Raw genomic sequence first — 20985 nt, 5'->3', positions numbered from 1 at the left:
GACTATGCCGCGTATTTCCCCTTCACAGAGAAGGGGAAAAGGGGGATTAATTTCGGGACAGGTAATCGACGATTTTTTGCGTGTCGCTAAGCGAACAGAGACGTGTGCCCTGGTTGATGGTGGCAGCGCTACCCGCTGCGACGCCGTAGCGTGTCATCTCCAGTAATGAAGCACCCTGGGCCAGTTTCAGGGTCATCGCTCCAACCATGCTATCACCTGCGCCCACGGTACTCTGGCTTTTCATCGGCGGCGGGACAACCTGAACGGACCCCGTTTCGTCCACAGCCAGGGCACCCTGCGGGCCAAGGGAGACCACGACCCGTCGCGCTTTGCCGCTGTGAACCAGCTCCTGCGCGGCGGTGAGGACATCGTCCGGCTGGTTCAGCTCGCGGTTCACCAGCGCGCTTAACTCTTTCTGATTGGGTTTAACCAGCTCAAGATTGCCCGGCGTCAGGGCTGCCTGCAGTGCCTCGCCGCTACTGTCGACAATGCAGCGGATACCGCGTTGCTGCGCGGCCCGAATCAGCGCCGTCAGTTTTTCCGTGCTGACACCGGGCGGCAGGCTGCCGCTTATCACCAGCAGAGCACCGCTCTCAATGGCCAGCACCTTCTCTTCAAGCTGACGAAACTCATCTTCACTGAGTTTTGCACCCGGCATGACGAAACGGTATTGCTCGCCGCTGGACTCCACGTGCACATGCAGGTTTTGCCGCGTCCAGTCTTTGGCCTCGACGGTCTGCGAGGCCACCTGTTCATCGGCCAGCAGAGAGACCAGGTGCTCACCGGTCGCGCCGCCTGTGGGGAAAATTGCTGTCGCCTTTCCACCGAGGTGCGTTATGGCTCGCGCCACATTGATACCGCCGCCGCCGGGCTCAAACACCGGGGCGCTGCAGCGCAATTTACCTTCCGGGTAAATCTGGGGCGTCAGGGTGGCGGAGTCGAGGGAAGGGGAGAGCGTCAGGGTGTAGATAGAAACCATCATTACCTCCTTTTAGCGTGGGTTCCTTTTAGTCTGGCACCATTTGTCAGGAAGGCAATGTAAATAACAGTATGATTTTAAATATGAATACTGACATAAAGTCTGCTGCGGCTTATATAAAATAAAACGCTTTTTGAGATCGTTCTTATTCAAAAAATGAAATAAGAAATCATTGCTATGTTATTTGCGGCTTTTTATAATTTGTTACCTTTCTCTGGACGCCTTGTCATTGATCCTCAAGAAAGTTTCCGGGACCGTGTGGTCTCTTTTTTTGTTGTACGGACTCCTTAATAAAATGAAGCTTTTGAAGACAGTACCCGCTGCACTGATGCTGGCGGGTGGCGTGTTTGCTGCAATGAACGCGACCGCAGATGATTCCGTTTTTACTGTCATGGACGATCCAGCCACCGCGCAAAAACCGTTTGAAGGTAACCTGAACGCTGGCTATCTTGCACAATCCGGTAACACGAAAAGCTCCTCTCTCACGGCGGACAGTACGCTGACCTGGTACGGTAATACCACCGCCTGGTCTCTGTGGGGAAATGCCAGTAACACCTCCGCGAATGACGAACGCTCTTCCGAGAAATATGCGGTTGGCGGACGTAGCCGTTACAACATGACCGACTTTGACTATCTGTTTGGTCAGGCCAGCTGGTTAACTGACCGTTACAACGGCTATCGCCAGCGTGATGTGTTCACTGCCGGTTATGGTCGTCAGTTCCTGAACGGTCCGGTACACAGTTTACGTTTTGAATTCGGTCCAGGTGTGCGCTACGACGAGTACACCGACGGCGAAACCAAAACTCAACCGCTCGGTTACGCTTCCGGCACCTATGCCTGGCAGATGACTGACAACACCAAATTTACCCAGGGGGTGTCTGTGTTTGGTGCCGACGATACGACGCTGAACTCAGAAACAGCGCTGAACGTGGCCATCAACGAACACTTTGGCCTGAAAGTGGCCTACAACGTCACCTGGAACTCTTCTCCTCCTGATTCTGCTCCGGATCATACCGACCGCAGAACCACGGTTTCACTGGGTTATAAAATGTAATATTCTCGGGCCGATTATGCTATCGGCCCGTTTTTTATTTTTTGAAACTGTGCTGTTTTATATTAAACACTGTTTTGAAATATCTGGTCTGCTGATATCTCCATAATTTCTTCATAATGCACTTTCATTAATTTGCGGCTTATTTGACACGAATTGATAACGTAACAGGCTAGGCAAAAGTGTGATCTGGATCTACACTCTTAGCACGGGCAGAATTCGGCCTTAAGGTATTTAGCATTATTAGTATTAAATGTAGAAAGAGAAAAAACATTATGAAAAAAATCAAAACTGCCGCAGCAGCGATGGTGCTTTCCGCACTGTCTTTTGGCGTATTTGCTGCTGATGAAACCACCCCGACAGCCAGTGAGACCCACAGCCAAATCGGCATTGCGAAAGCCGCTGACGTTGAAGCCGGGTCTAACATCGCGCCAGCCTCTCAGTCCACCGGTCAGTCTATGAATGATGCTTTTGACGTCCATAAACTGGTTGCAGGTGAATGGTCCTGATGGGTTTTGCCGTGTTGTTATTGACGTTTAAACGCTAATTCAACGCGCCAAAAAAACCGGATTTTGTGGTACCGGTTTTTTCGCGGTAAACCTATTTGACGTAAACCTATCGTCCGTATTTCGTCCTGGCGGTGAATACCCGCAAAAGGTTATTACGGATAACGATGTTATTCCCTGCGCAGTTATTTATATTCACGTTCAGCCCCAAATCATTGCCGCCCAACGCAGAAGCAGCATCGCGCCGCAGATGGCAATCAGCACCAGTACCATTTTCCAGTGTTTTACGGCAAATCGTTTTGTTGGCATAACCTGATCCTTGTAAGTTGATGCGAACAGTCTACCAAACAGGGCGGGGAAATGCCCCTTCTCCAGTGGTGAATCAGGTTATGCCTGCTTCCGGTTCGGTTAGAACCAGTGGAATCGTTCTGCAAGAATCAACAATAAACCGGTGGCTGAAAGGATGTTCAATATCACAACCGTTCTACTTGATACGTTCATGGTATGCACCTTTGGGTTTAAAGACTTGTTCAAGAGTAGCCCAGCATCTCTGGAATGCGAGCACCGGAGATATGCGCCCTGCAAATTCATGCGAAAGTGCCAGCGCAGCAATCTGCCCGCAAAGGGTGCAATCTCTCTTTTGTTAGTGTTACCATTGCAGGGCTTGCCGTAAATCCGCATTTATCTGATTTTCGGCGGGTGAATGATCGCGAGCCAATTTGACGATTGTTGGTCAGATGGTGTCGTAATCTATTGTCAAATCACGATTATTTTCTTTGTATATGCTCTTATGTGTGGGGCATCACTGCAAATAAGGATATAAAATGCCTGTAATTACTCTTCCTGATGGCAGCCAACGCCATTACGACCACGCTGTAAGCCCAATGGATGTTGCCCTGGACATTGGTCCTGGACTCGCGAAAGCAACCATCGCTGGCCGTGTTAATGGTGAGCTGGTTGATGCATCTGACCTGATTGAAAGCGATGCGCAGCTGTCTATTATCACAGCGAAAGACGAAGAAGGTCTGGAGATCATTCGTCACTCCTGCGCACACCTGTTAGGTCATGCGATCAAACAGCTGTGGCCGAACACCAAAATGGCGATCGGTCCGGTTATCGACAACGGTTTCTACTATGACGTTGATCTTGACCATACCCTGACTCAGGAAGATATCGACGCGCTCGAAAAACGTATGCACGAGCTCGCCGAAACTAACTATGACGTCATTAAGAAGAAAGTCAGCTGGCACGAAGCGCGTGAAACCTTCGTGAAGCGTGGCGAGAGCTATAAAGTCTCTATTCTTGATGAAAACATCTCTCATGATGACAAGCCTGGCTTGTACCATCACGAAGAATACGTCGACATGTGCCGTGGTCCGCACGTGCCGAACATGCGCTTCTGTCATCACTTTAAGCTGATGAAAATCGCGGGCGCCTACTGGCGTGGCGATAGCAACAACAAGATGTTGCAGCGTATCTATGGTACCGCGTGGGCCGATAAAAAAGCCCTTAACGCCTACCTGCAGCGCCTGGAAGAGGCGGCTAAACGTGACCACCGTAAAATCGGTAAGCAGCTTGACCTGTACCACATGCAGGAAGAAGCGCCGGGTATGGTGTTCTGGCACAATGACGGCTGGACTATCTTCCGTGAACTGGAAACGTTCGTACGCTCCAAGCTGAAAGAGTACCAGTATCAGGAAGTGAAAGGCCCGTTCATGATGGACCGTGTGCTGTGGGAAAAAACCGGCCACTGGGACAACTACAAAGATGCGATGTTCACCACCTCTTCTGAGAACCGTGAATACTGCATTAAGCCAATGAACTGCCCTGGCCACGTTCAGATCTTCAACCAGGGTCTGAAATCCTACCGCGATCTGCCGCTGCGTATGGCAGAGTTCGGTAGCTGCCACCGTAACGAGCCATCAGGTGCATTGCACGGTCTGATGCGTGTTCGTGGCTTTACTCAGGATGATGCGCATATCTTCTGTACTGAAGATCAGGTTCGTGATGAAGTTAACGCCTGTATTCGTATGGTCTACGATATGTACAGCACCTTTGGCTTCGAGAAGATCGTCGTCAAACTCTCAACGCGTCCGGAAAAACGTATCGGTAGCGATGAGACCTGGGATCGCGCAGAAGCGGATCTCGCCGTGGCGCTGGAAGAGAACGGCATTCCGTTCGAATACCAGCTGGGCGAGGGCGCATTCTACGGTCCGAAAATTGAATTTACCCTGTATGACTGCCTCGATCGCGCATGGCAGTGCGGTACTGTACAGCTGGACTTCTCCCTGCCGCAGCGTTTAAGCGCCTCTTATGTTGGCGAAGATAACGAACGTCAGGTACCGGTTATGATTCACCGTGCAATCCTCGGTTCTCTGGAGCGCTTCATCGGCATCCTGACTGAAGAGTTTGCCGGCTTCTTCCCAACCTGGCTTGCGCCAGTGCAGGTCGTGGTGATGAACATTACCGATTCTCAGGCTGAATACGTTAAAGAATTGACGCAGAAACTACAAAATGCGGGCATTCGCGTAAAAGCAGACTTGAGAAATGAGAAGATTGGCTTTAAAATCCGCGAGCACACTTTACGTCGTGTCCCGTATATGTTGGTCTGTGGTGATAAAGAGGTGGAAGCAGGCAAAGTTGCCGTTCGCACCCGCCGTGGTAAAGACCTGGGGAGCCTGGACGTAAGTGAAGTGATTGAGAAGCTGCAACAAGAGATTCGCAGCCGCAGTCTTCAACAACTGGAGGAATAAGGTATTAAAGGCGGAAAACGAGTTCAAACGGCACGTCCGAATCGTATCAATGGCGAGATTCGCGCCCAGGAAGTTCGCTTAACAGGTCTGGAAGGCGAGCAGCTGGGGATTGTGAGTCTGAGAGAAGCGATCGAAAAGGCTGAAGAAGCTGGAGTAGATTTAGTTGAAATCAGCCCTAACGCCGAACCGCCAGTTTGTCGTATCATGGACTACGGCAAGTTCCTTTATGAAAAGAGTAAGTCTTCTAAGGAACAGAAGAAAAAGCAAAAAGTTATCCAGGTTAAGGAAATTAAATTCCGTCCTGGTACCGACGATGGCGATTATCAGGTAAAACTCCGCAGCCTGATTCGCTTTCTGGAAGATGGCGATAAGGCCAAGATCACACTGCGTTTCCGCGGTCGTGAGATGGCCCACCAACAGATTGGTATGGAAGTGCTTAACCGCGTCCGTGACGATCTGAGTGAACTGGCAGTAGTCGAATCCTTCCCTACGAAGATCGAAGGCCGCCAGATGATCATGGTGCTCGCTCCTAAGAAGAAACAGTAAGGCCTTCAAGCAGCAAAACCTGTGGAGCCTTCGGGTCTCATAGGTTTTGTTCGCCTATGTTTCGTTTATTTAACAATGCGAAGTGGAAGTAATTAAGATGCCAAAAATTAAGACCGTACGCGGTGCTGCTAAGCGCTTCAAAAAAACCGGTGGTGGTGGATTTAAGCGTAAGCACGCAAACCTGCGTCATATTCTGACCAAAAAATCTACTAAGCGTAAACGTCACCTGCGTCCAAAAGGCCTTGTTTCTAAAGGCGATCTGGGTCTGGTTATCGCGTGCCTGCCGTACGCATAAGCCGTTAACGTTTAATTTTTTACTAAGAATATAGATACAGGAGAGCACATATGGCTCGCGTAAAACGTGGTGTAATTGCACGTGCACGTCACAAGAAAATTTTGAAACAAGCTAAAGGCTACTACGGTGCGCGTTCACGCGTATACCGCGTTGCCTTCCAGGCTGTTATCAAAGCAGGTCAGTACGCTTACCGTGACCGTCGTCAACGTAAGCGTCAGTTCCGTCAACTGTGGATTGCGCGTATCAACGCAGCAGCACGTCAGAACGGTATTTCTTACAGCAAATTCATCAACGGCCTGAAAAAAGCCTCTGTTGAAATCGACCGTAAGATTCTGGCTGACATCGCAGTATTCGACAAAGTAGCGTTCACCGCTCTGGTCGAAAAAGCGAAAGCAGCACTGGCATAAGCCAGTTGAAAGAGGGGGCTTCGCTCCCTCTTTTCATTTAACACCATCAGAAGATTGACTTTTACCCGTGCAACCTTTTCAATAAGGTCTCAACGGTTTTTTACCACATAAGGTAACGCAAGCATGAATGCTGCTATTTTCCGCTTCTTCTTTTACTTTAGCACCTGAATTCAGGAGGCTAGCGCGTGAAAGATGAAACGAAAAACAGCGCCAGATAAGCCTCCTGATGGAGGCTTTTTTTGTGTCTAAATTCGAGAGAATAACTCCACCAAATCGGTGTCTGCACCGACATAATGAGGAAAATCATGTCACATCTCGCAGAGCTGGTTGCCAGTGCAACAGCCGCCATTAATCAGGCCTCAGATGTTGCCGCGTTAGACAATGTCCGCGTCGAATATCTCGGTAAGAAAGGGCATTTGACCCTTCAAATGACAACCCTGCGTGAACTGCCGCCAGAGGAACGCCCGGCAGCGGGTGCGGTCATTAACGAAGCCAAAGAGCAGGTGCAACAGGCACTGAACGCGCGCAAAGCTGAGCTGGAAAGCGCGGTGCTGAATGCGCGTCTGGCGGCAGAGACTATCGATGTCTCCCTGCCGGGTCGCCGTATTGAAAATGGTGGCCTGCATCCGGTTACCCGCACCATTGATCGCATTGAAAGTTTCTTCGGTGAGCTCGGCTTTACCGTGGCGACTGGCCCGGAAATCGAAGATGATTACCACAACTTCGACGCCCTCAATATTCCAGGCCATCATCCGGCACGTGCTGACCACGACACTTTCTGGTTCGACGCCACCCGTCTGCTGCGTACTCAGACCTCGGGCGTTCAGATCCGTACCATGAAGGAACAGGAGCCCCCGATCCGCATCATCGCACCGGGCCGCGTGTACCGTAACGACTACGATCAGACCCATACCCCGATGTTCCATCAGATGGAAGGCCTGATTGTTGATAAGAACATCAGCTTTACCAACCTGAAAGGTACGCTGCACGATTTCCTGAACAACTTCTTTGAGGAAGACCTGCAGGTTCGTTTCCGTCCGTCCTACTTCCCGTTCACTGAACCGTCTGCGGAAGTTGACGTGATGGGTAAAAACGGCAAATGGCTGGAAGTGCTGGGCTGCGGCATGGTGCATCCAAACGTTCTGCGCAACGTGGGTATCGATCCAGAAGTCTACTCCGGCTTTGCGTTCGGTATGGGCATGGAGCGTCTGACAATGCTGCGCTATGGCGTGACCGATTTGCGTGCATTCTTCGAAAACGATCTGCGTTTCCTCAAACAGTTTAAATAAGGGCAGGACAGAACAATGAAATTCAGTGAACTGTGGTTACGCGAATGGGTGAACACCACGCTTGATAGCGAAGCGCTTTCCAACCAGATCACCATGGCGGGTCTGGAAGTTGACGGTGTTGAGCCGGTTTCTGGCACTTTCAATGGCGTCGTTGTGGGCGAAGTGGTTGAGTGCGGTCAGCACCCTAACGCTGACAAACTGCGTGTGACAAAAGTTAACGTAGGCGGCGATCGCCTGCTGGATATCGTCTGTGGCGCGCCAAACTGCCGTCAGGGCCTGAAAGTGGCCGTGGCGACCGTGGGGGCTGTACTGCCGGGCGATTTTAAAATTAAAGCAGCGAAACTGCGCGGTGAGCCGTCTGAAGGCATGCTGTGTTCGTTCTCTGAGCTGGGTATTTCCGACGATCACAATGGCATCATTGAGCTGCCGCTTGATGCGCCTATTGGTACCGACATCCGCGAATACCTGAAACTCGATGACAACACCATTGAAATCAGCGTGACGCCAAACCGTGCGGACTGCTTAGGCATTATCGGCGTGGCCCGCGATGTGGCCGTGCTGAACCAGACTGAACTGAACGTACCGGAAATCGTACCGGTTGACGCTACCATCAGTGACACACTGCCGATTCAGGTTGAAGCCGCTGATGCGTGCCCACGCTACCTTGGTCGTGTGGTGAAAGGCATCAACGTAAAAGCGCCAACCCCGCTGTGGATGAAAGAGAAGCTGCGTCGCTGCGGTATTCGTTCTATCGACGCCGTCGTTGACGTGACCAACTATGTTCTGCTGGAGCTGGGTCAGCCGATGCACGCGTTCGATAAAGATCGTATCGAAGGCGGTATTGTGGTGCGTATGGCGAAAGAGGGCGAAACCCTGGTTCTGCTCGACGGCAGCGAAGCAAAACTGAATGCTGATACGCTGGTGATAGCGGACCACGTTAAAGCGCTGGCGATGGGCGGTATCTTCGGTGGCGAACACTCCGGTGTAAACGATGCAACGCAAAACGTTCTGCTGGAGTGTGCGTTTTTCAGCCCGCTCTCTATCACCGGTCGCGCACGTCGTCACGGCCTGCATACCGATGCCTCTCACCGTTATGAGCGTGGCGTCGATCCGGCACTGCAGCACAAAGCGATGGAGCGTGCGACGCGTCTGCTGATCGACATCTGCGGCGGTGAAGCGGGCCCGGTTATCGACGTCACCCACGAAGCGACGTTGCCGAAGCGTGCGACCATTACCCTGCGTCGTAGCAAGCTGGATCGTCTGATTGGTCACCATGTTGCTGACGCACAGGTCAGCGATATCCTTCGCCGCCTGGGTTGTGACGTGACCGAAGGGCAGGACGAGTGGAAAGCCGTTGCGCCATCCTGGCGTTTCGACATGGAGATCGAAGAAGATCTGGTGGAAGAAGTGGCTCGCGTATACGGCTATAACAACATCCCGGATGAGCCTGTTCAGGCGGGTCTGGTGATGGGAAGCCACCGTGAAGCAGATTTGTCTCTTAAGCGTGTGAAAACCATGCTGAACGACAAAGGTTATCAGGAAGTGATCACCTACAGCTTTGTTGATCCAAAACTGCAGCAGATGATCCATCCGGGCCTGGAGGCGCTGATCCTGCCAAGCCCAATCTCCAGCGAAATGTCCGCGATGCGCCTGTCCCTGTGGACCGGTCTGCTGGGAACTATCGTTTACAACCAGAATCGTCAGCAAAACCGCGTGCGAATTTTCGAAAGTGGTTTACGCTTTGTACCGGATAATCAGGCAAATTTAGGCATCCGTCAGGATCTCATGCTGGCTGGTGCCATCAGCGGTAACCGTTACGAAGAGCACTGGGACCTGGCAAAAGGCACGGTTGATTTCTACGATATGAAGGGAGATCTGGAAGCAATTCTCGATCTGACCGGTAAATTATCTGAAATTGAATTCCGTGCAGAAGCGATCCCTGCGCTGCATCCAGGCCAAAGCGCGGCTATCTATTTAGACGGCAAACGCATTGGTTTCATTGGCGTTGTTCATCCTGAGCTGGAGCGCAAGCTGGACCTGAACGGCCGTACTATCGTGTTCGAGCTGGAATGGAGCCCGGTTGCAGATCGCGTCATTCCTCAGGCCCGTGACGTCTCACGCTTCCCGGCAAACCGCCGTGATATCGCGGTTGTGGTCGCGGAAAATGTGCCCGCAGCAGATATTTTGGCCGAATGTAAGAAAGTTGGCGTAAATCAGGTAGTTGGCGTAAACTTATTTGACGTGTACCGCGGCAAGGGCGTAGCAGAAGGTTTCAAGAGCCTCGCTATTAGCCTTATCCTTCAGGATACCAGCCGTACACTCGAAGAAGAGGAGATTGCCGCTACCGTCGCCAAATGTGTAGAGGCATTAAAAGAGCGATTCCAGGCATCATTGAGGGATTGAACCTATGGCGCTTACAAAAGCTGAAATGTCAGAATATCTGTTTGATAAGCTTGGGCTTAGCAAACGAGATGCCAAAGAGCTGGTAGAGCTGTTTTTCGAAGAGATCCGTCGTGCTCTGGAAAATGGTGAGCAGGTAAAACTCTCCGGTTTTGGCAATTTTGATTTGCGTGACAAAAACCAACGTCCGGGCCGTAACCCGAAGACGGGGGAAGATATTCCGATTACAGCCCGCCGCGTGGTGACCTTCAGACCCGGCCAGAAGTTAAAAAGCCGTGTCGAAAACGCAACGCCCAAAGCAGAGTAATATGAACTAACTAAAAAGGCCGCTCACGCGGCCTTTTTTCTTTGCGCTCTCTGGCAAACCCGCCGTAAAATCAATTACATCACACGCTACTAAAACCATGTCCATGCTTGATTATGCCCATCGCCAGCACCGTTTAGATCAACGACACCTGCTTTTGCTCGTGCTGCTGCTCATTGTTACCGCAGGCGTCAGCCTGTGCGCCGGAGAACAGTGGATAGGGCCTGAACACTGGTTTGAGCCTGAGGGGCAGCTTTTCGTCTGGCAAATCCGTCTGCCGCGCACGCTGGCGGTGATCCTGGTGGGCGCCGCGCTGGCACTGTGCGGCACCATTATGCAGGCATTATTTGATAACCCGTTGGCGGAGCCCGGGCTGCTCGGTGTGTCGAATGGCGCGGGCGTAGGGCTGGTGGCGGCGGTGATGTTGGGCGGGGGGGAACTCTCCTCATGGGGGATTAGCCTCAGCGCCATTATCGGCGCGTTGCTGATAACGGTAATCCTTTTGCGCTTTGCCAGACGGCACTTATCAACCAGTCGGCTGCTGCTTGCCGGGGTGGCTCTGGGGATCATCTGTAGCGCGCTGATGACCTGGGCGGTGTACTTCTCCACGTCCTTTGACTTGCGTCAGTTGATGTACTGGATGATGGGCGGCTTCGGGGGCGTAGACTGGCGCCAGGGCTGGCTGATGGCACTGCTGATACCGGTCTTGCTGTGGGCAGGCCTGCAGGCACAGCCGCTGAATATTCTCGCGCTGGGGGAAACCTCGGCCCGCCAGCTTGGCATGCCGATAGGCTTCTGGCGTAACGTGCTGGTCATTGCCATTGGCTGGCTGGTTGGTGTGAGCGTGGCACTGGCCGGGGCGATTGGCTTTATTGGGCTGGTTATCCCGCACATGCTGCGTCTGTGCGGTATCACCGACCATCGAACCTTACTGCCGGCCTCGGCGGTTGCCGGGGCGGTAACGCTGCTGGTGGCGGATATCATCGCCCGGCTCGCCCTGACAGCCGCTGAGCTGCCAATAGGCGTGGTGACCGCCACGCTGGGCGCGCCGGTATTTATCTGGCTACTATTAAAATCCGGACGTTAAATCACTACCCGTAAGATAACCTGAGGGAATGCTATGCAGTCTGATATTTTGAATACCGAAGTGACCACCATTGAGGGTGAGAAAACCACGCTGGAAAGCTATAAAGGCAACGTGCTGCTCATCGTGAATGTGGCCTCCAAATGTGGCCTGACGCCACAGTACGAGCAGCTGGAAAACATTCAAAAAGCCTGGGAGAAAGACGGTTTCACCGTACTGGGCTTCCCGTGCAACCAGTTCCTGGGCCAGGAGCCGGGCAGCGAAGACGAAATCAAAACGTTTTGCAGCACCACCTACGGTGTGACGTTCCCGATGTTCAGCAAAATCGACGTTAACGGTGAACATCGCCATCCCCTGTATGCGAAGCTGGTGGCGGCCGCGCCGACCGCCGTTGCGCCGGAAGGCAGCGGTTTTTATGAGCGCATGGCCAGTAAAGGACGCGCGCCGCTCTATCCGGACGATATCCTGTGGAATTTTGAAAAATTCCTTATCGGTCGTGACGGACAGGTGGTGCAGCGTTTTTCACCGGACATGACGCCTGAAGATCCGATTGTGATGGAGTCTATCAAGCTGGCGCTGGCGAAATAATGACGTTGCTGATGCAGCTCACGGACGTCGCCGATACGGGGCGTCTGGAGCCGATAACCGGTGCCATCAATGCAGGCGAAATCCTGCATCTTGTCGGGCCGAACGGCGCAGGAAAGAGCACCTTACTGGCGCGCATGGCGGGGCTGACCGCCGGCGCGGGGGAGATAACCCTGCTGGAGCATAACCTTGCTGACTGGTCGCCAGTCTCACTGGCGCACAGGCGCAGCTATCTGGTGCAGCAGCAGGTCCCGCCCTTTGCGATGCCCGTCTGGCACTACCTGATGCTGCATCTGCACGATAAACAGCATACGTCGCTGCTCACTGAGGTGGCGACGGGATTAGGGCTAGAAGATAAATTGTCCCGGAATGCCAGCCAGCTTTCGGGGGGCGAGTGGCAGCGCGTGCGTCTGGCGGCCGTCATTTTACAGATTCACCCGGCCGGCAATCCACATGGCAGACTGCTGCTTCTGGATGAACCGATGAGCGGTCTGGATGTGGCACAGCAGGCCGCGCTGGACACCCTGTTAAGCTCCCTGAGCAAAAAAGGGATCGGCGTGGTCATGAGCAGTCATGACCTGAACCATACGCTGCGTCACGCCCACCGAGTGTGGCTGTTGGCGCGAGGAAAGATGATTGCCAGCGGCACGCGCGATGCGGTATTGACGCCGCCAAATCTTGCCCGCGCGTACAATATGTCTTTCCGCAGGCTGGATATAGAAGGGCATAAGATGCTGATTTCTACCGCGCAGGCGTAACCGTTTCTTGCCTGTTAACGCCGTTGCACGCTAAATTACGAAAAGAACAAAAAAAGCAGAGGATTCGTCTGAAAATGCGATTCTGGTTTCTCCTGATGGCCGCGTTATTTCTTGCGGGATGCAGTAGCCATCGTGCGCCGCCGCCTAACCCGCGGCTTTCAGATTCTATTACCGTCATTGCGAGCCTCAACGATCAGCTGAGCAACTGGCGCGGCACGCCCTATCGCTATGGCGGCATGAGCCGTGGGGGCGTAGATTGTTCTGGCTTTGTTCTGATGACGTTTCGCGATAAGTTTGATTTACAGCTTCCGCGCGAAACGCGCAAACAGGCGGAAATTGGCACGGAAATCGATAAAGATGATTTGCTGCCCGGCGACCTGGTTTTTTTCAAAACCGGCTCGGGTGACAGTGGGCTTCACGTCGGTATTTATGATACCGATAATCAGTTTATTCACGCCTCGACCAGTCGTGGGGTGATGCGCTCGTCGCTCGATAATGTTTACTGGCGTAAAAACTTCTGGCAGGCACGACGTATTTAGTCTGTCAAAGAGCAGTCTCTTATGATGGCATGATAACTAATAAATCATGCCATTTTTTCTCAAATAAGAGGTTTAAAGTTAAATTTACGAAAAATGACTTATCTCCTCAGGTGTCTGTTTTATCTAAAACTGGCTATTACTGAGTAACCAGGATAAGATTATTTTAGATTCAGGGATAAATCTGAAAAATAATACGGAACTAATGAAATTAATCTTATTAAAATCAAGACAGTGGAATTGTGTCGGCAATTGCTCCAGGATGTCCTCTCTCATCTTTAATGCGGGGCGAGTGCAATGATTATTACGCTAGATAATGCTTACCAGTCTGAACTGATGCTTCTGCCTGCCCGTAATAGCGCCGGCGAGCTTAAAGGTTTAGAGGTTCTGGTTAACTTTACTGGCGTCGGTACCCACGTTCGGATCCCCACCGAACTCGTTATCCCGCGGCTTTCGGCTGAAGAAGAGTTAGCGTTGTTTAACGAGAAATTGCAATTGCTTGATACCTGTAAACTGTTTTTTATTCAGCATCAGTTAATTGCATGGATCAATATTACACCTGTAATTGTTGAATTTTTATTAAGTAATGAGAACGCTGTTTCAATACTTGAGCGTTATCCGTTTCTTGAGTTTACTGTTAATGAGAATTATCCAGGTTTAAATAACGGGAAGGACGATCTGCAACTGGCGAGAATGGCAATCCATTTTCCGCTGGTGCTGGCAAACTTTGGCGCAGGCGCAGCGTCGTTGAAAGCCGTTTATGATGGATTGTTTAAACGGGTCATTCTCGACAAGGGATTTATCCAGCAGCGTGCTTCTGAACTCTCTTTTGAGCCTTTTATGCGCGCAATCCTCTGGCAAATAACGCCTCACTGTCAGTCCGTGCTCGTCGGCGGCATTGATGACCACGGTTTATTGCAGCGCGTCTTGTCCTTTAACTTTGGCGCAATGCAGGGGGCGCTCTGGCCAGCCGTCTCTGCAGAGCACGTCACCACGCTCGTTCAGTGATAACCCTCTCTTTCGCCCGTGTTTAAGTCCGGGTAAACCCTCTACACTAAAAGCAGGAGGACCTATGACCCTGTCTTTTACTGCTCACTGGCATGACGAGTTGCCGGGTTTTTATACCGCACTCAAACCCACACCGTTACAAAATTCCCGTCTTATCTGGCATAACGATCGGCTGGCAGATGAGCTGGCTGTTCCACCTGAGATGTTTCAGCCCTCCGACGGCGCTGGCGTCTGGGGAGGCGAAACGCTGCTTGCCGGTATGCAGCCTCTGGCTCAGGTCTATAGCGGACATCAGTTTGGCGTCTGGGCAGGACAACTGGGCGATGGCCGGGGGATTCTGCTGGGCGAACAACGGCTGCCCAACGGGGAGACGGTGGACTGGCACCTGAAGGGGGCCGGCCTGACCCCTTACTCTCGAATGGGCGACGGGCGCGCGGTATTGCGTTCGACTATTCGCGAATGTCTGGCATCAGAAGCGATGCATGCGCTGGGGATCCCCACCACCCGCGCACTGTCGATTGTAACCAGTGACACCCCGGTGGCGCGTGAAACGATGGAAAAAGGGGCGATGCTTATGCGCGTTGCGCAAAGCCATCTGCGTTTTGGCCACTTTGAACACTTTTATTATCGTCGTGAGCCGGAAAAAGTCCGCCAGCTTGCGGATTATGCCATTCGTCATCACTGGTCTCATTTCCAGGACGAGGCCGATAAATACATTCTCTGGTTCCGCGATGTGGTAGCCCGTACCGCAACCATGATTGCCCGCTGGCAGACGGTCGGGTTTGCCCATGGGGTGATGAACACGGACAACATGTCGCTTCTCGGGTTGACCTTTGATTACGGTCCGTTCGGCTTTCTTGATGACTATCAGCCGGGGTACATCTGCAACCATTCTGACTATCAGGGACGTTACAGTTTCGACAATCAGCCGGCTGTTGGCCTGTGGAACCTGCAGCGCCTTGCGCAAACTCTGTCGCCGTTTATCGACGTTGATGCCCTGAATGATGCGCTCGACAGCTACCAGGACATTTTACTGCGCGAATACGGCGCGTTGATGCGCAACAAGCTGGGGCTGGTGACGCAGGAGAGGGGCGATAACGACATCCTGAACGCTCTGTTTGCCCTCATGGAACGTGAAGGCAGCGATTACACTCGCACCTTCCGGATGCTGAGCCAGACTGAGCAACACAGTAGTGCCTCACCGCTGCGCGACGAGTTCATTGACAGGCAGGGCTTTGACGACTGGTTTGCGCTTTACCGTGCGCGGTTGCAGCAAGAGCAGGTCGACGACGCAACCCGGCAGGCGCAAATGAACGCGGCGAACCCGGCGATGGTGTTGCGCAACTGGCTGGCGCAGCGGGCCATTGAACAGGCAGAGCAGGGGGAGTATGACGAACTACATCGCCTGCATGTGGCTCTGCGTACGCCGTTTGCTGACCGTGATGACGACTATGTCAGCCGTCCGCCGGACTGGGGAAAACGCCTGGAAGTGAGCTGTTCGAGCTAGCCCGGGCGGACAAAACCTGACACCTTGCGGTGCCAGGTTTTTTTATGCCGATACCGCGGTCACTGTGCGACCCATCCGCCATCCATATTCCAGGCGGCGCCGCGGACCTGTACGGCGCTGTCACTGCACAAAAACAACGCCAGCTCGCCTAGCTGTTCCGGCGTAACAAACTCACCGGCGGGCTGTTTCTCTGCCAGCAGTTGCTCACGAGCGACATCCGGTGCGACGCCATCGGCAATACGTCTGTCGATTTGCTGCTGCACCAGCGGGGTCAGCACCCAGCCTGGGCAGATGGCATTGGCGGTAATACCGGTGCGGGCGGTCTCCAGCGCCAGGGATTTGGTAAAGCCCACCACGCCATGCTTGGCGGCAACATAGGCGGATTTCTCTTTCGACGCGACCAGCCCATGCACGGAGGCGATATTAATGATGCGTCCCCAGTTTTTCGCCTGCATCGCAGGCAGCGCCAGCCGGCTGGTGTGAAAGACGGAAGAGAGGTTGATGGCAATAATGTCGTTCCATTTCTCCACCGGGAACGCATCAACAGGTGCGACGTGCTGTATACCGGCGTTGTTGATCAGAATATCGACTCCGCCATACCGGGTTTCGGCGTAGTGCATCATGGCTTCAATCTGCTGGACGTCACGCAGGTCCGCATCGTGATAGCCCGGCGTTTTACCCCGTTTCGCGATTTCGTCTCTTGCCGATTCACTGTCGCCGAAACCGTTAAGAATCAACTGCGCGCCGGCCTTCGCCAGCACGCCAGCGATCCCAAGTCCAATACCGCTGGTCGAGCCGGTCACCAGTGCGGTTTTACCGTTCAGATTCATTTTATTCTCCTTACACAATGCCGGTGAGATAGAACACGGCAATGACAAAAAGCACCGCCAGACTTTTGATGAGGGTGATAGCGAAAATGCCGCCATACGCCTGACGATGGCTCAGACCCGTAATGGCAAGCAACGTAATCACGGCCCCGTTATGGGGAAGCGTATCCATGCCGCCGCTGGCCATCGAGGCCACGCGGTGGAGAACCTCCAGAGGGATATTGGCTGCGTGGGCGGCCGCGACAAACGTATCGGCCATGGCCGCAAGGGCGATGCTCATTCCGCCCGACGCCGAACCGGTGATCCCGGCAAGCACGGTCACGCTGATGGCTTCGTTGAGCAACGGGTTCGGGATAGCGGCGAGCGCTTTGGATAAGACCAGAAAACCGGGCAGCGCAGCGATCACCGCCCCGAAACCGTATTCAGACGCGGTATTCATTGCCGCCAGAATGGCGCCGCTGACCGCCGTCCGGCTGCCTTCTGCCAGCCGTCCCCGGATATTGCGAAATCCAAAAAGCAGTACCATGACAATACCCGCGATCAGCGCCGCTTCCACGGCCCAGATGGCGGTGATTTTGCTGACCTCGGTGACAATCGGCTTCGCCAGTCCGGGCAGGATAAGCTCATGTTGCGTCCCGTACCAGCCGGGGATCCAGCGGGTAAACAGCAGGTTGAGGATCCCCACCAGCAGCAGAGGGGAAATGGCGATCAGCGGATGGGGCAGGTTAATGTTGTCCGGCGTTTCAGGTTCATTTTTCAGATCGAAACCGTAGCCCTCATTGTTGTTGAGCGCCTTTCGCCGCTGACGCTCCAGCCAGAGCAGGCCAAAACAGAGGATAAACAGCGAGCCAATCAGCCCAAGCCACGGCGCGGCCCAGGCGTTAGTGCCAAAGAAGCTGGTGGGGATAATGTTCTGGATCTGCGGCGTACCGGGCAGGGCGTCCATGGTAAACGAGAACGCACCCAGAGCCACGGTCGCCGGGATAAGACGTTTGGGGATGCCGCTCTGGCGGAACAGTTCGGCCGCAAAAGGATAGACGGCAAAGGCCACCACGAAGAGCGAAACGCCGCCGTACGTTAACAATGCACACACCAGCACAATGACCGGAATCGCATGGCGGCGCCCGAGGATCTGGATCGCTGCAGCGACGATAGCGCGTGAGAAACCGGAAAGCTCAATCAGCTTGCCAAACACGGCACCCAGCAGGAACACCGGGAAGTAGAGCTTGACGAAGCCGACCATCTTTTCCATAAACAGACCGGTAAACGTCGGGCCGACGGCACCCGGGTCGGTCAGCAACACGGCACCCAGCGCCGCGATGGGGGCAAACAGAATAACGCTGTATCCGCGATAGGCCGCAAGCATCAGCAATGCCAGCGCCGCCAGGGCAATCAACACACTCATTATGACTCCTCACTATCATTGTTATATTCGGGTACCAACGAGATGTCCGGGCGCGGTTAGCGCGCAAGGGTTAATGCAATGCCTTGCCCACCTCCCACACACAGGGTGACGAGCCCTTTTTTCGCGTCGCGGCGTTGCATCTCATGCAGCAGCGTGACGAGGATCCGACAGCCAGAGGCGCCGATGGGATGGCCAATCGCAATCGCACCACCGTTAACGTTCACCTTACGTTCATCCCAGCCGAGCAGTTTGCCAACGGCCAGCGCCTGCGCGGCAAAGGCTTCATTCGCTTCAATGACGTCCACCTCATCCAGCGCCCAGCCTGCCCGGGCCAGAGCCGTCTGGCAGGCGCTGACCGGCCCGATGGCCCATCACCGATGGATCAACGCCGGTCACGGCATAACTCACGACCCGTCCCAGGATCGGTAATCCGCTTTCCCGCGCTTTTTCACCGCTCATCAACAGCACCGCAGCGGCACCATCGTTCAGGGTTGAGGCATTACCCGCCGTGACCGTTCCATCTTCACGACGAAAGGCAGGGCGCAACTGAGCGAGTTGCTCAGCGGTGGTTCCCGGCCGGGGTTGTTCATCACTGTTGATCAGGCGCGGCGGCTTTTTACCCTCGCTCACCGTGACCGGAGCTATCTCCGCGTCAAACAGACCGTGCTCAATGGCCGACGCCGCTTTTTGCTGCGACCGGGCGGCAAAAGCGTCCTGCTGCTCGCGGGAGATGCCATACTGGCGGGCAACGTTTTCCGCGGTGATGCCCATGTGATAATCGTTAAATGCGTCCCACAGGCCGTCCGTTATCATGCTGTCCTGCAACCCTGTATGACCAAAACGCAACCCTGACCGCGCACCGTCCAGCAGGTAAGGGGCATTGCTCATGCTCTCCTGGCCGCCAGCGATAACCACGTCGGCATCGCCGCAGCGGATAGCCTGCGCGGCGAGCTGCACCGCTTTTAAGCCGGCACCGCACACCAGATTGACGGTTGTTGCGGGCGTACTGACGGGCAATCCGGCCGTGAGAGCGGTCTGACGAGCGGGGTTTTGTCCACACCCTGCCGTCAGCACCTGACCGAAAATCAGTTCGTCTACCTGATCTGCGCACAGCTGGCTGTTCTCAAGCAGGCGACGAACCGCTACGGCACCCAGTTCAACCGCGGAAAGGGAGGAGAGCGATCCGCGAAAACTGCCTACAGGGGTTCGCGTGGCCCCGACAATCATGACCTCATTCATGTTCACTCCTCAGTTGAAGCGCATCTCGCGCACGTCGTCCGCCACGATGATTTTCCCGGCTGTTTTACTGACGATGTCGTCAATACTGACGCCGGGGGCGTATTCCCGCAGAATGAACGCGCCGTCTTCAATCTCCAGCAACGCAAGGTCGGTTAACACCCGACGGATACAGCCAGCGCCGGTCAACGGCAGCGTGCAGCGCGGCAGCAGTTTTGACTCGCCGTTTTTTGCGGCATGGGTCATCACCACAATGATGTTCTGCGCCCCGGCGACCAGATCCATCGCGCCTCCCATCCCTTTCACCATCTTGCCCGGGATCATCCACGAGGCGATGTTGCCTTCGACATCCACTTCGAACGCCCCGAGTACGGTCAGGTCAACATGACCGCCCCGGATCATGGCGAACGACTGGGCCGAGTCGAAAATGGCGGCACCGATCCTCGCGGTGACGGTCTGCTTACCGGCGTTGATCATGTCGGCGTCAAGGCTCTGCTCATCCGGAAAGGCTCCCATCCCCAGCAGGCCGTTTTCAGACTGGAGCATCACGTCCATTCCCGCCGGAATATAGTTCGCCACAAGGGTCGGGATCCCTATCCCCAGGTTGACGTAGTAACCGTCGCGCAGTTCTCGGGCGACGCGCATGGCCATCTGTTCACGGGTTAACATCTTCAGACTCCCTCTGCGCGCAGCGTGCGCTGTTCAATGCGTTTCTCGAACTGGCCGACAATCAGCCTGTCGACGTAGATCCCCGGGGTATGAATGGCCGACGGGGGCAGTTCGCCCGGGGCGACGATCTCTTCCACTTCCACTACCGTTATCCGGCCCGCGGTGGCCATCAGCGGGTTAAAGTTTTGCGCGGTATGGCGATAGATAACGTTGCCGTACCAGTCCGCTTTCCAGCCCTTGATCAGCGCAAAATCGCCGGTGATGGCCTCTTCGAGGACATAATGCTTGCCGGCAAACTGGCGAACTTCCTTGCCAGCAGCCACGGGGGTGCCATAGCCGGTGGCCGTGTAAAACGCCGGAATACCCGCTCCGCCAGCGCGAACCTTTTCTGCCAGGGTTCCCTGTGGGGTGAGTTCCACTTCCAGCTCGCCGCTCAACACCTGTTGCTCAAACAGCGCGTTTTCGCCCACGTACGACGCCACCACTTTTCGTACCTGGCGCGTCTCAAGGAGTATCCCGAGACCAAAACCATCGACGCCGCAGTTGTTTGAAACCACCGTCAGCCCCTGCACCTGACGGCGTCTGACTTCGGCAATCAGGTTCTCAGGAATGCCGCACAGGCCGAAGCCGCCTGCCAGCAATGTCATTCCGTCCGTCAGCCCGTCCAGCGCCTGCGCATAGCTGCCGACGCGCTTATCCAGTCCCGCCATAATCATCCCTCCCGTTATCCGTGCCGGTATCATTAGGGGCGGCGACTCATTTGTTAATTTTGAATTTGTGACCCACTCATTTGGTTTTTTTATTAATTTCCTGTTAACTAAATTTTTTCAATTAGTTAAC

At 54.1% G+C, this 20985-nt stretch carries 23 protein-coding genes, 1 pseudogene and 1 other annotated feature; of the genes and pseudogenes, 16 read left to right on the top strand and 8 right to left on the bottom strand.

Annotated elements, in window-relative coordinates:
* Positions 1-46 precede the first annotated feature (46 nt).
* Positions 47-979, bottom strand: coding sequence for a 6-phosphofructokinase II (gene pfkB, locus QE396_RS07675; protein ID WP_020884409.1), 933 nt, complete (start codon positions 977-979; stop codon positions 47-49).
* 295 nt (positions 980-1274) lie between these two features.
* Between pfkB and QE396_RS07670 the strand changes: the two genes are divergently transcribed.
* The gene (locus QE396_RS07670) at positions 1275-2033 is read left to right on the top strand and encodes a YdiY family protein (RefSeq protein WP_025204400.1); all 759 of its coding nucleotides are present in this window, start codon (positions 1275-1277) and stop codon (positions 2031-2033) included.
* A 272-nt stretch (positions 2034-2305) separates the two neighbouring features.
* Complete coding sequence (locus QE396_RS07665; protein ID WP_014169691.1) at positions 2306-2539, top strand: hypothetical protein; 234 nt, start codon at positions 2306-2308, stop codon at positions 2537-2539.
* Between the two features lie 198 nt (positions 2540-2737).
* Here QE396_RS07665 and yniD read toward each other — a convergent pair whose 3' ends face one another.
* Positions 2738-2845: a small membrane protein YniD gene (gene yniD / locus QE396_RS07660; protein ID WP_008500658.1), complete on the bottom strand. Its 108-nt coding sequence runs from the start codon at positions 2843-2845 to the stop codon at positions 2738-2740.
* 99 nt (positions 2846-2944) lie between these two features.
* Positions 2945-3037 (bottom strand): stress response membrane protein YncL, encoded by a 93-nt coding sequence (yncL, locus tag QE396_RS07655; protein WP_021241082.1) that lies wholly within the window; start codon positions 3035-3037, stop codon positions 2945-2947.
* Positions 3038-3360: 323 nt separating this feature from the next.
* Between yncL and thrS the strand changes: the two genes are divergently transcribed.
* The 14 genes from thrS (at position 3361) to selO (ending at position 16008) form a co-directional block, all read left to right on the top strand.
* Entirely contained in the window at positions 3361-5289 is a 1929-nt protein-coding gene (thrS, locus tag QE396_RS07650; RefSeq protein ID WP_014169692.1) for a threonine--tRNA ligase, read from the top strand.
* Positions 5290-5292: 3 nt separating this feature from the next.
* Positions 5293-5835: a translation initiation factor IF-3 gene (gene infC / locus QE396_RS07645; protein WP_023616141.1), complete on the top strand. Its 543-nt coding sequence runs from the start codon at positions 5293-5295 to the stop codon at positions 5833-5835.
* Between the two features lie 97 nt (positions 5836-5932).
* Positions 5933-6130 carry a 50S ribosomal protein L35 gene (rpmI, locus tag QE396_RS07640; RefSeq protein ID WP_003030583.1) on the top strand — a complete coding sequence of 66 codons (198 nt, stop codon included), beginning with the start codon at positions 5933-5935 and terminating at the stop codon, positions 6128-6130.
* A gap of 50 nt (positions 6131-6180) precedes the next feature.
* A complete protein-coding gene (rplT, locus tag QE396_RS07635; RefSeq protein WP_000124850.1) occupies positions 6181-6537 on the top strand; it encodes a 50S ribosomal protein L20 in 357 nt (118 codons plus the stop codon).
* A 118-nt stretch (positions 6538-6655) separates the two neighbouring features.
* Positions 6656-6780, top strand: a sequence feature (Phe leader region).
* Positions 6661-6705, top strand: coding sequence for a pheST operon leader peptide PheM (gene pheM, locus QE396_RS07630; protein WP_001386830.1), 45 nt, complete (start codon positions 6661-6663; stop codon positions 6703-6705). It overlaps the preceding feature by 45 nt.
* A 62-nt stretch (positions 6781-6842) precedes the next feature.
* Complete coding sequence (gene pheS, locus QE396_RS07625) at positions 6843-7826, top strand: phenylalanine--tRNA ligase subunit alpha (protein WP_020884406.1); 984 nt, start codon at positions 6843-6845, stop codon at positions 7824-7826.
* Between the two features lie 15 nt (positions 7827-7841).
* Complete coding sequence (pheT, locus tag QE396_RS07620; RefSeq protein WP_309950569.1) at positions 7842-10229, top strand: phenylalanine--tRNA ligase subunit beta; 2388 nt, start codon at positions 7842-7844, stop codon at positions 10227-10229.
* A gap of 4 nt (positions 10230-10233) precedes the next feature.
* Positions 10234-10533 carry an integration host factor subunit alpha gene (gene ihfA, locus QE396_RS07615; protein WP_003857805.1) on the top strand — a complete coding sequence of 100 codons (300 nt, stop codon included), beginning with the start codon at positions 10234-10236 and terminating at the stop codon, positions 10531-10533.
* Positions 10534-10636: 103 nt separating this feature from the next.
* Complete coding sequence (gene btuC / locus QE396_RS07610; RefSeq protein WP_025204397.1) at positions 10637-11617, top strand: vitamin B12 ABC transporter permease BtuC; 981 nt, start codon at positions 10637-10639, stop codon at positions 11615-11617.
* A 33-nt stretch (positions 11618-11650) separates the two neighbouring features.
* Complete coding sequence (locus QE396_RS07605) at positions 11651-12202, top strand: glutathione peroxidase (protein WP_014169696.1); 552 nt, start codon at positions 11651-11653, stop codon at positions 12200-12202.
* On the top strand, positions 12202-12957 hold the full coding sequence (gene btuD / locus QE396_RS07600) for a vitamin B12 ABC transporter ATP-binding protein BtuD (protein ID WP_014169697.1): 756 nt from the start codon (positions 12202-12204) through the stop codon (positions 12955-12957). Before QE396_RS07605 ends, btuD begins: the two co-directional genes overlap by 1 nt.
* Before the next feature lie 74 nt (positions 12958-13031).
* Entirely contained in the window at positions 13032-13496 is a 465-nt protein-coding gene (locus QE396_RS07595; RefSeq protein ID WP_020884403.1) for an NlpC/P60 family protein, read from the top strand.
* A gap of 294 nt (positions 13497-13790) precedes the next feature.
* Positions 13791-14501, top strand: coding sequence for an EAL domain-containing protein (locus QE396_RS07590; RefSeq protein ID WP_014169699.1), 711 nt, complete (start codon positions 13791-13793; stop codon positions 14499-14501).
* Between the two features lie 64 nt (positions 14502-14565).
* Positions 14566-16008: a protein adenylyltransferase SelO gene (gene selO / locus QE396_RS07585; protein ID WP_041162548.1), complete on the top strand. Its 1443-nt coding sequence runs from the start codon at positions 14566-14568 to the stop codon at positions 16006-16008.
* Between the two features lie 59 nt (positions 16009-16067).
* On the opposite strand, the gene QE396_RS07580 is transcribed toward selO, so the two are convergent.
* From QE396_RS07580 to QE396_RS07560, 5 genes and pseudogenes are all read right to left on the bottom strand, one after another.
* On the bottom strand, positions 16068-16838 hold the full coding sequence (locus tag QE396_RS07580; protein ID WP_032681201.1) for a 3-hydroxybutyrate dehydrogenase: 771 nt from the start codon (positions 16836-16838) through the stop codon (positions 16068-16070).
* A 10-nt stretch (positions 16839-16848) separates the two neighbouring features.
* Positions 16849-18243 carry a GntP family permease gene (locus tag QE396_RS07575; RefSeq protein WP_176399550.1) on the bottom strand — a complete coding sequence of 465 codons (1395 nt, stop codon included), beginning with the start codon at positions 18241-18243 and terminating at the stop codon, positions 16849-16851.
* Positions 18244-18296: 53 nt separating this feature from the next.
* A pseudogene (locus QE396_RS07570) lies at positions 18297-19479 on the bottom strand (acetyl-CoA C-acetyltransferase).
* A gap of 9 nt (positions 19480-19488) precedes the next feature.
* Complete coding sequence (locus QE396_RS07565; protein ID WP_014169704.1) at positions 19489-20145, bottom strand: CoA transferase subunit B; 657 nt, start codon at positions 20143-20145, stop codon at positions 19489-19491.
* Positions 20146-20147: 2 nt separating this feature from the next.
* Positions 20148-20855, bottom strand: a complete 708-nt coding sequence (locus QE396_RS07560; protein WP_032677981.1) for a CoA transferase subunit A — start codon at positions 20853-20855, stop codon at positions 20148-20150.
* Positions 20856-20985 lie beyond the last annotated feature (130 nt).

Origin of the sequence: Enterobacter sp. SORGH_AS_0287 (assembly GCF_031453695.1) — a bacterium.
GTDB classification, from domain to species: Bacteria; Pseudomonadota; Gammaproteobacteria; order Enterobacterales; family Enterobacteriaceae; genus Enterobacter; species Enterobacter ludwigii.
This window is presented reverse-complemented; position numbering and strand designations above follow the sequence as displayed.

What these genes read in the sequence shown, in the direction of transcription:
- btuC (WP_025204397.1), top strand. Translation starts at nt 10,637, where the DNA reads ATGCTTGATTATGCCCATCGCCAGCACCGTTTAGATCAACGACACCTG.
- pfkB (WP_020884409.1), bottom strand. Translation starts at nt 979, where the DNA reads ATGGTTTCTATCTACACCCTGACGCTCTCCCCTTCCCTCGACTCCGCC.
- QE396_RS07580 (WP_032681201.1), bottom strand. Translation starts at nt 16,838, where the DNA reads ATGAATCTGAACGGTAAAACCGCACTGGTGACCGGCTCGACCAGCGGT.
- selO (WP_041162548.1), top strand. Translation starts at nt 14,566, where the DNA reads ATGACCCTGTCTTTTACTGCTCACTGGCATGACGAGTTGCCGGGTTTT.
- yncL (WP_021241082.1), bottom strand. Translation starts at nt 3,037, where the DNA reads ATGAACGTATCAAGTAGAACGGTTGTGATATTGAACATCCTTTCAGCC.
- QE396_RS07590 (WP_014169699.1), top strand. Translation starts at nt 13,791, where the DNA reads ATGATTATTACGCTAGATAATGCTTACCAGTCTGAACTGATGCTTCTG.
- QE396_RS07595 (WP_020884403.1), top strand. Translation starts at nt 13,032, where the DNA reads ATGCGATTCTGGTTTCTCCTGATGGCCGCGTTATTTCTTGCGGGATGC.
- QE396_RS07665 (WP_014169691.1), top strand. Translation starts at nt 2,306, where the DNA reads ATGAAAAAAATCAAAACTGCCGCAGCAGCGATGGTGCTTTCCGCACTG.
- pheS (WP_020884406.1), top strand. Translation starts at nt 6,843, where the DNA reads ATGTCACATCTCGCAGAGCTGGTTGCCAGTGCAACAGCCGCCATTAAT.
- QE396_RS07670 (WP_025204400.1), top strand. Translation starts at nt 1,275, where the DNA reads ATGAAGCTTTTGAAGACAGTACCCGCTGCACTGATGCTGGCGGGTGGC.
- QE396_RS07565 (WP_014169704.1), bottom strand. Translation starts at nt 20,145, where the DNA reads ATGTTAACCCGTGAACAGATGGCCATGCGCGTCGCCCGAGAACTGCGC.
- rplT (WP_000124850.1), top strand. Translation starts at nt 6,181, where the DNA reads ATGGCTCGCGTAAAACGTGGTGTAATTGCACGTGCACGTCACAAGAAA.
- rpmI (WP_003030583.1), top strand. Translation starts at nt 5,933, where the DNA reads ATGCCAAAAATTAAGACCGTACGCGGTGCTGCTAAGCGCTTCAAAAAA.
- QE396_RS07560 (WP_032677981.1), bottom strand. Translation starts at nt 20,855, where the DNA reads ATGGCGGGACTGGATAAGCGCGTCGGCAGCTATGCGCAGGCGCTGGAC.
- btuD (WP_014169697.1), top strand. Translation starts at nt 12,202, where the DNA reads ATGACGTTGCTGATGCAGCTCACGGACGTCGCCGATACGGGGCGTCTG.
- ihfA (WP_003857805.1), top strand. Translation starts at nt 10,234, where the DNA reads ATGGCGCTTACAAAAGCTGAAATGTCAGAATATCTGTTTGATAAGCTT.
- QE396_RS07605 (WP_014169696.1), top strand. Translation starts at nt 11,651, where the DNA reads ATGCAGTCTGATATTTTGAATACCGAAGTGACCACCATTGAGGGTGAG.
- thrS (WP_014169692.1), top strand. Translation starts at nt 3,361, where the DNA reads ATGCCTGTAATTACTCTTCCTGATGGCAGCCAACGCCATTACGACCAC.
- pheT (WP_309950569.1), top strand. Translation starts at nt 7,842, where the DNA reads ATGAAATTCAGTGAACTGTGGTTACGCGAATGGGTGAACACCACGCTT.
- yniD (WP_008500658.1), bottom strand. Translation starts at nt 2,845, where the DNA reads ATGCCAACAAAACGATTTGCCGTAAAACACTGGAAAATGGTACTGGTG.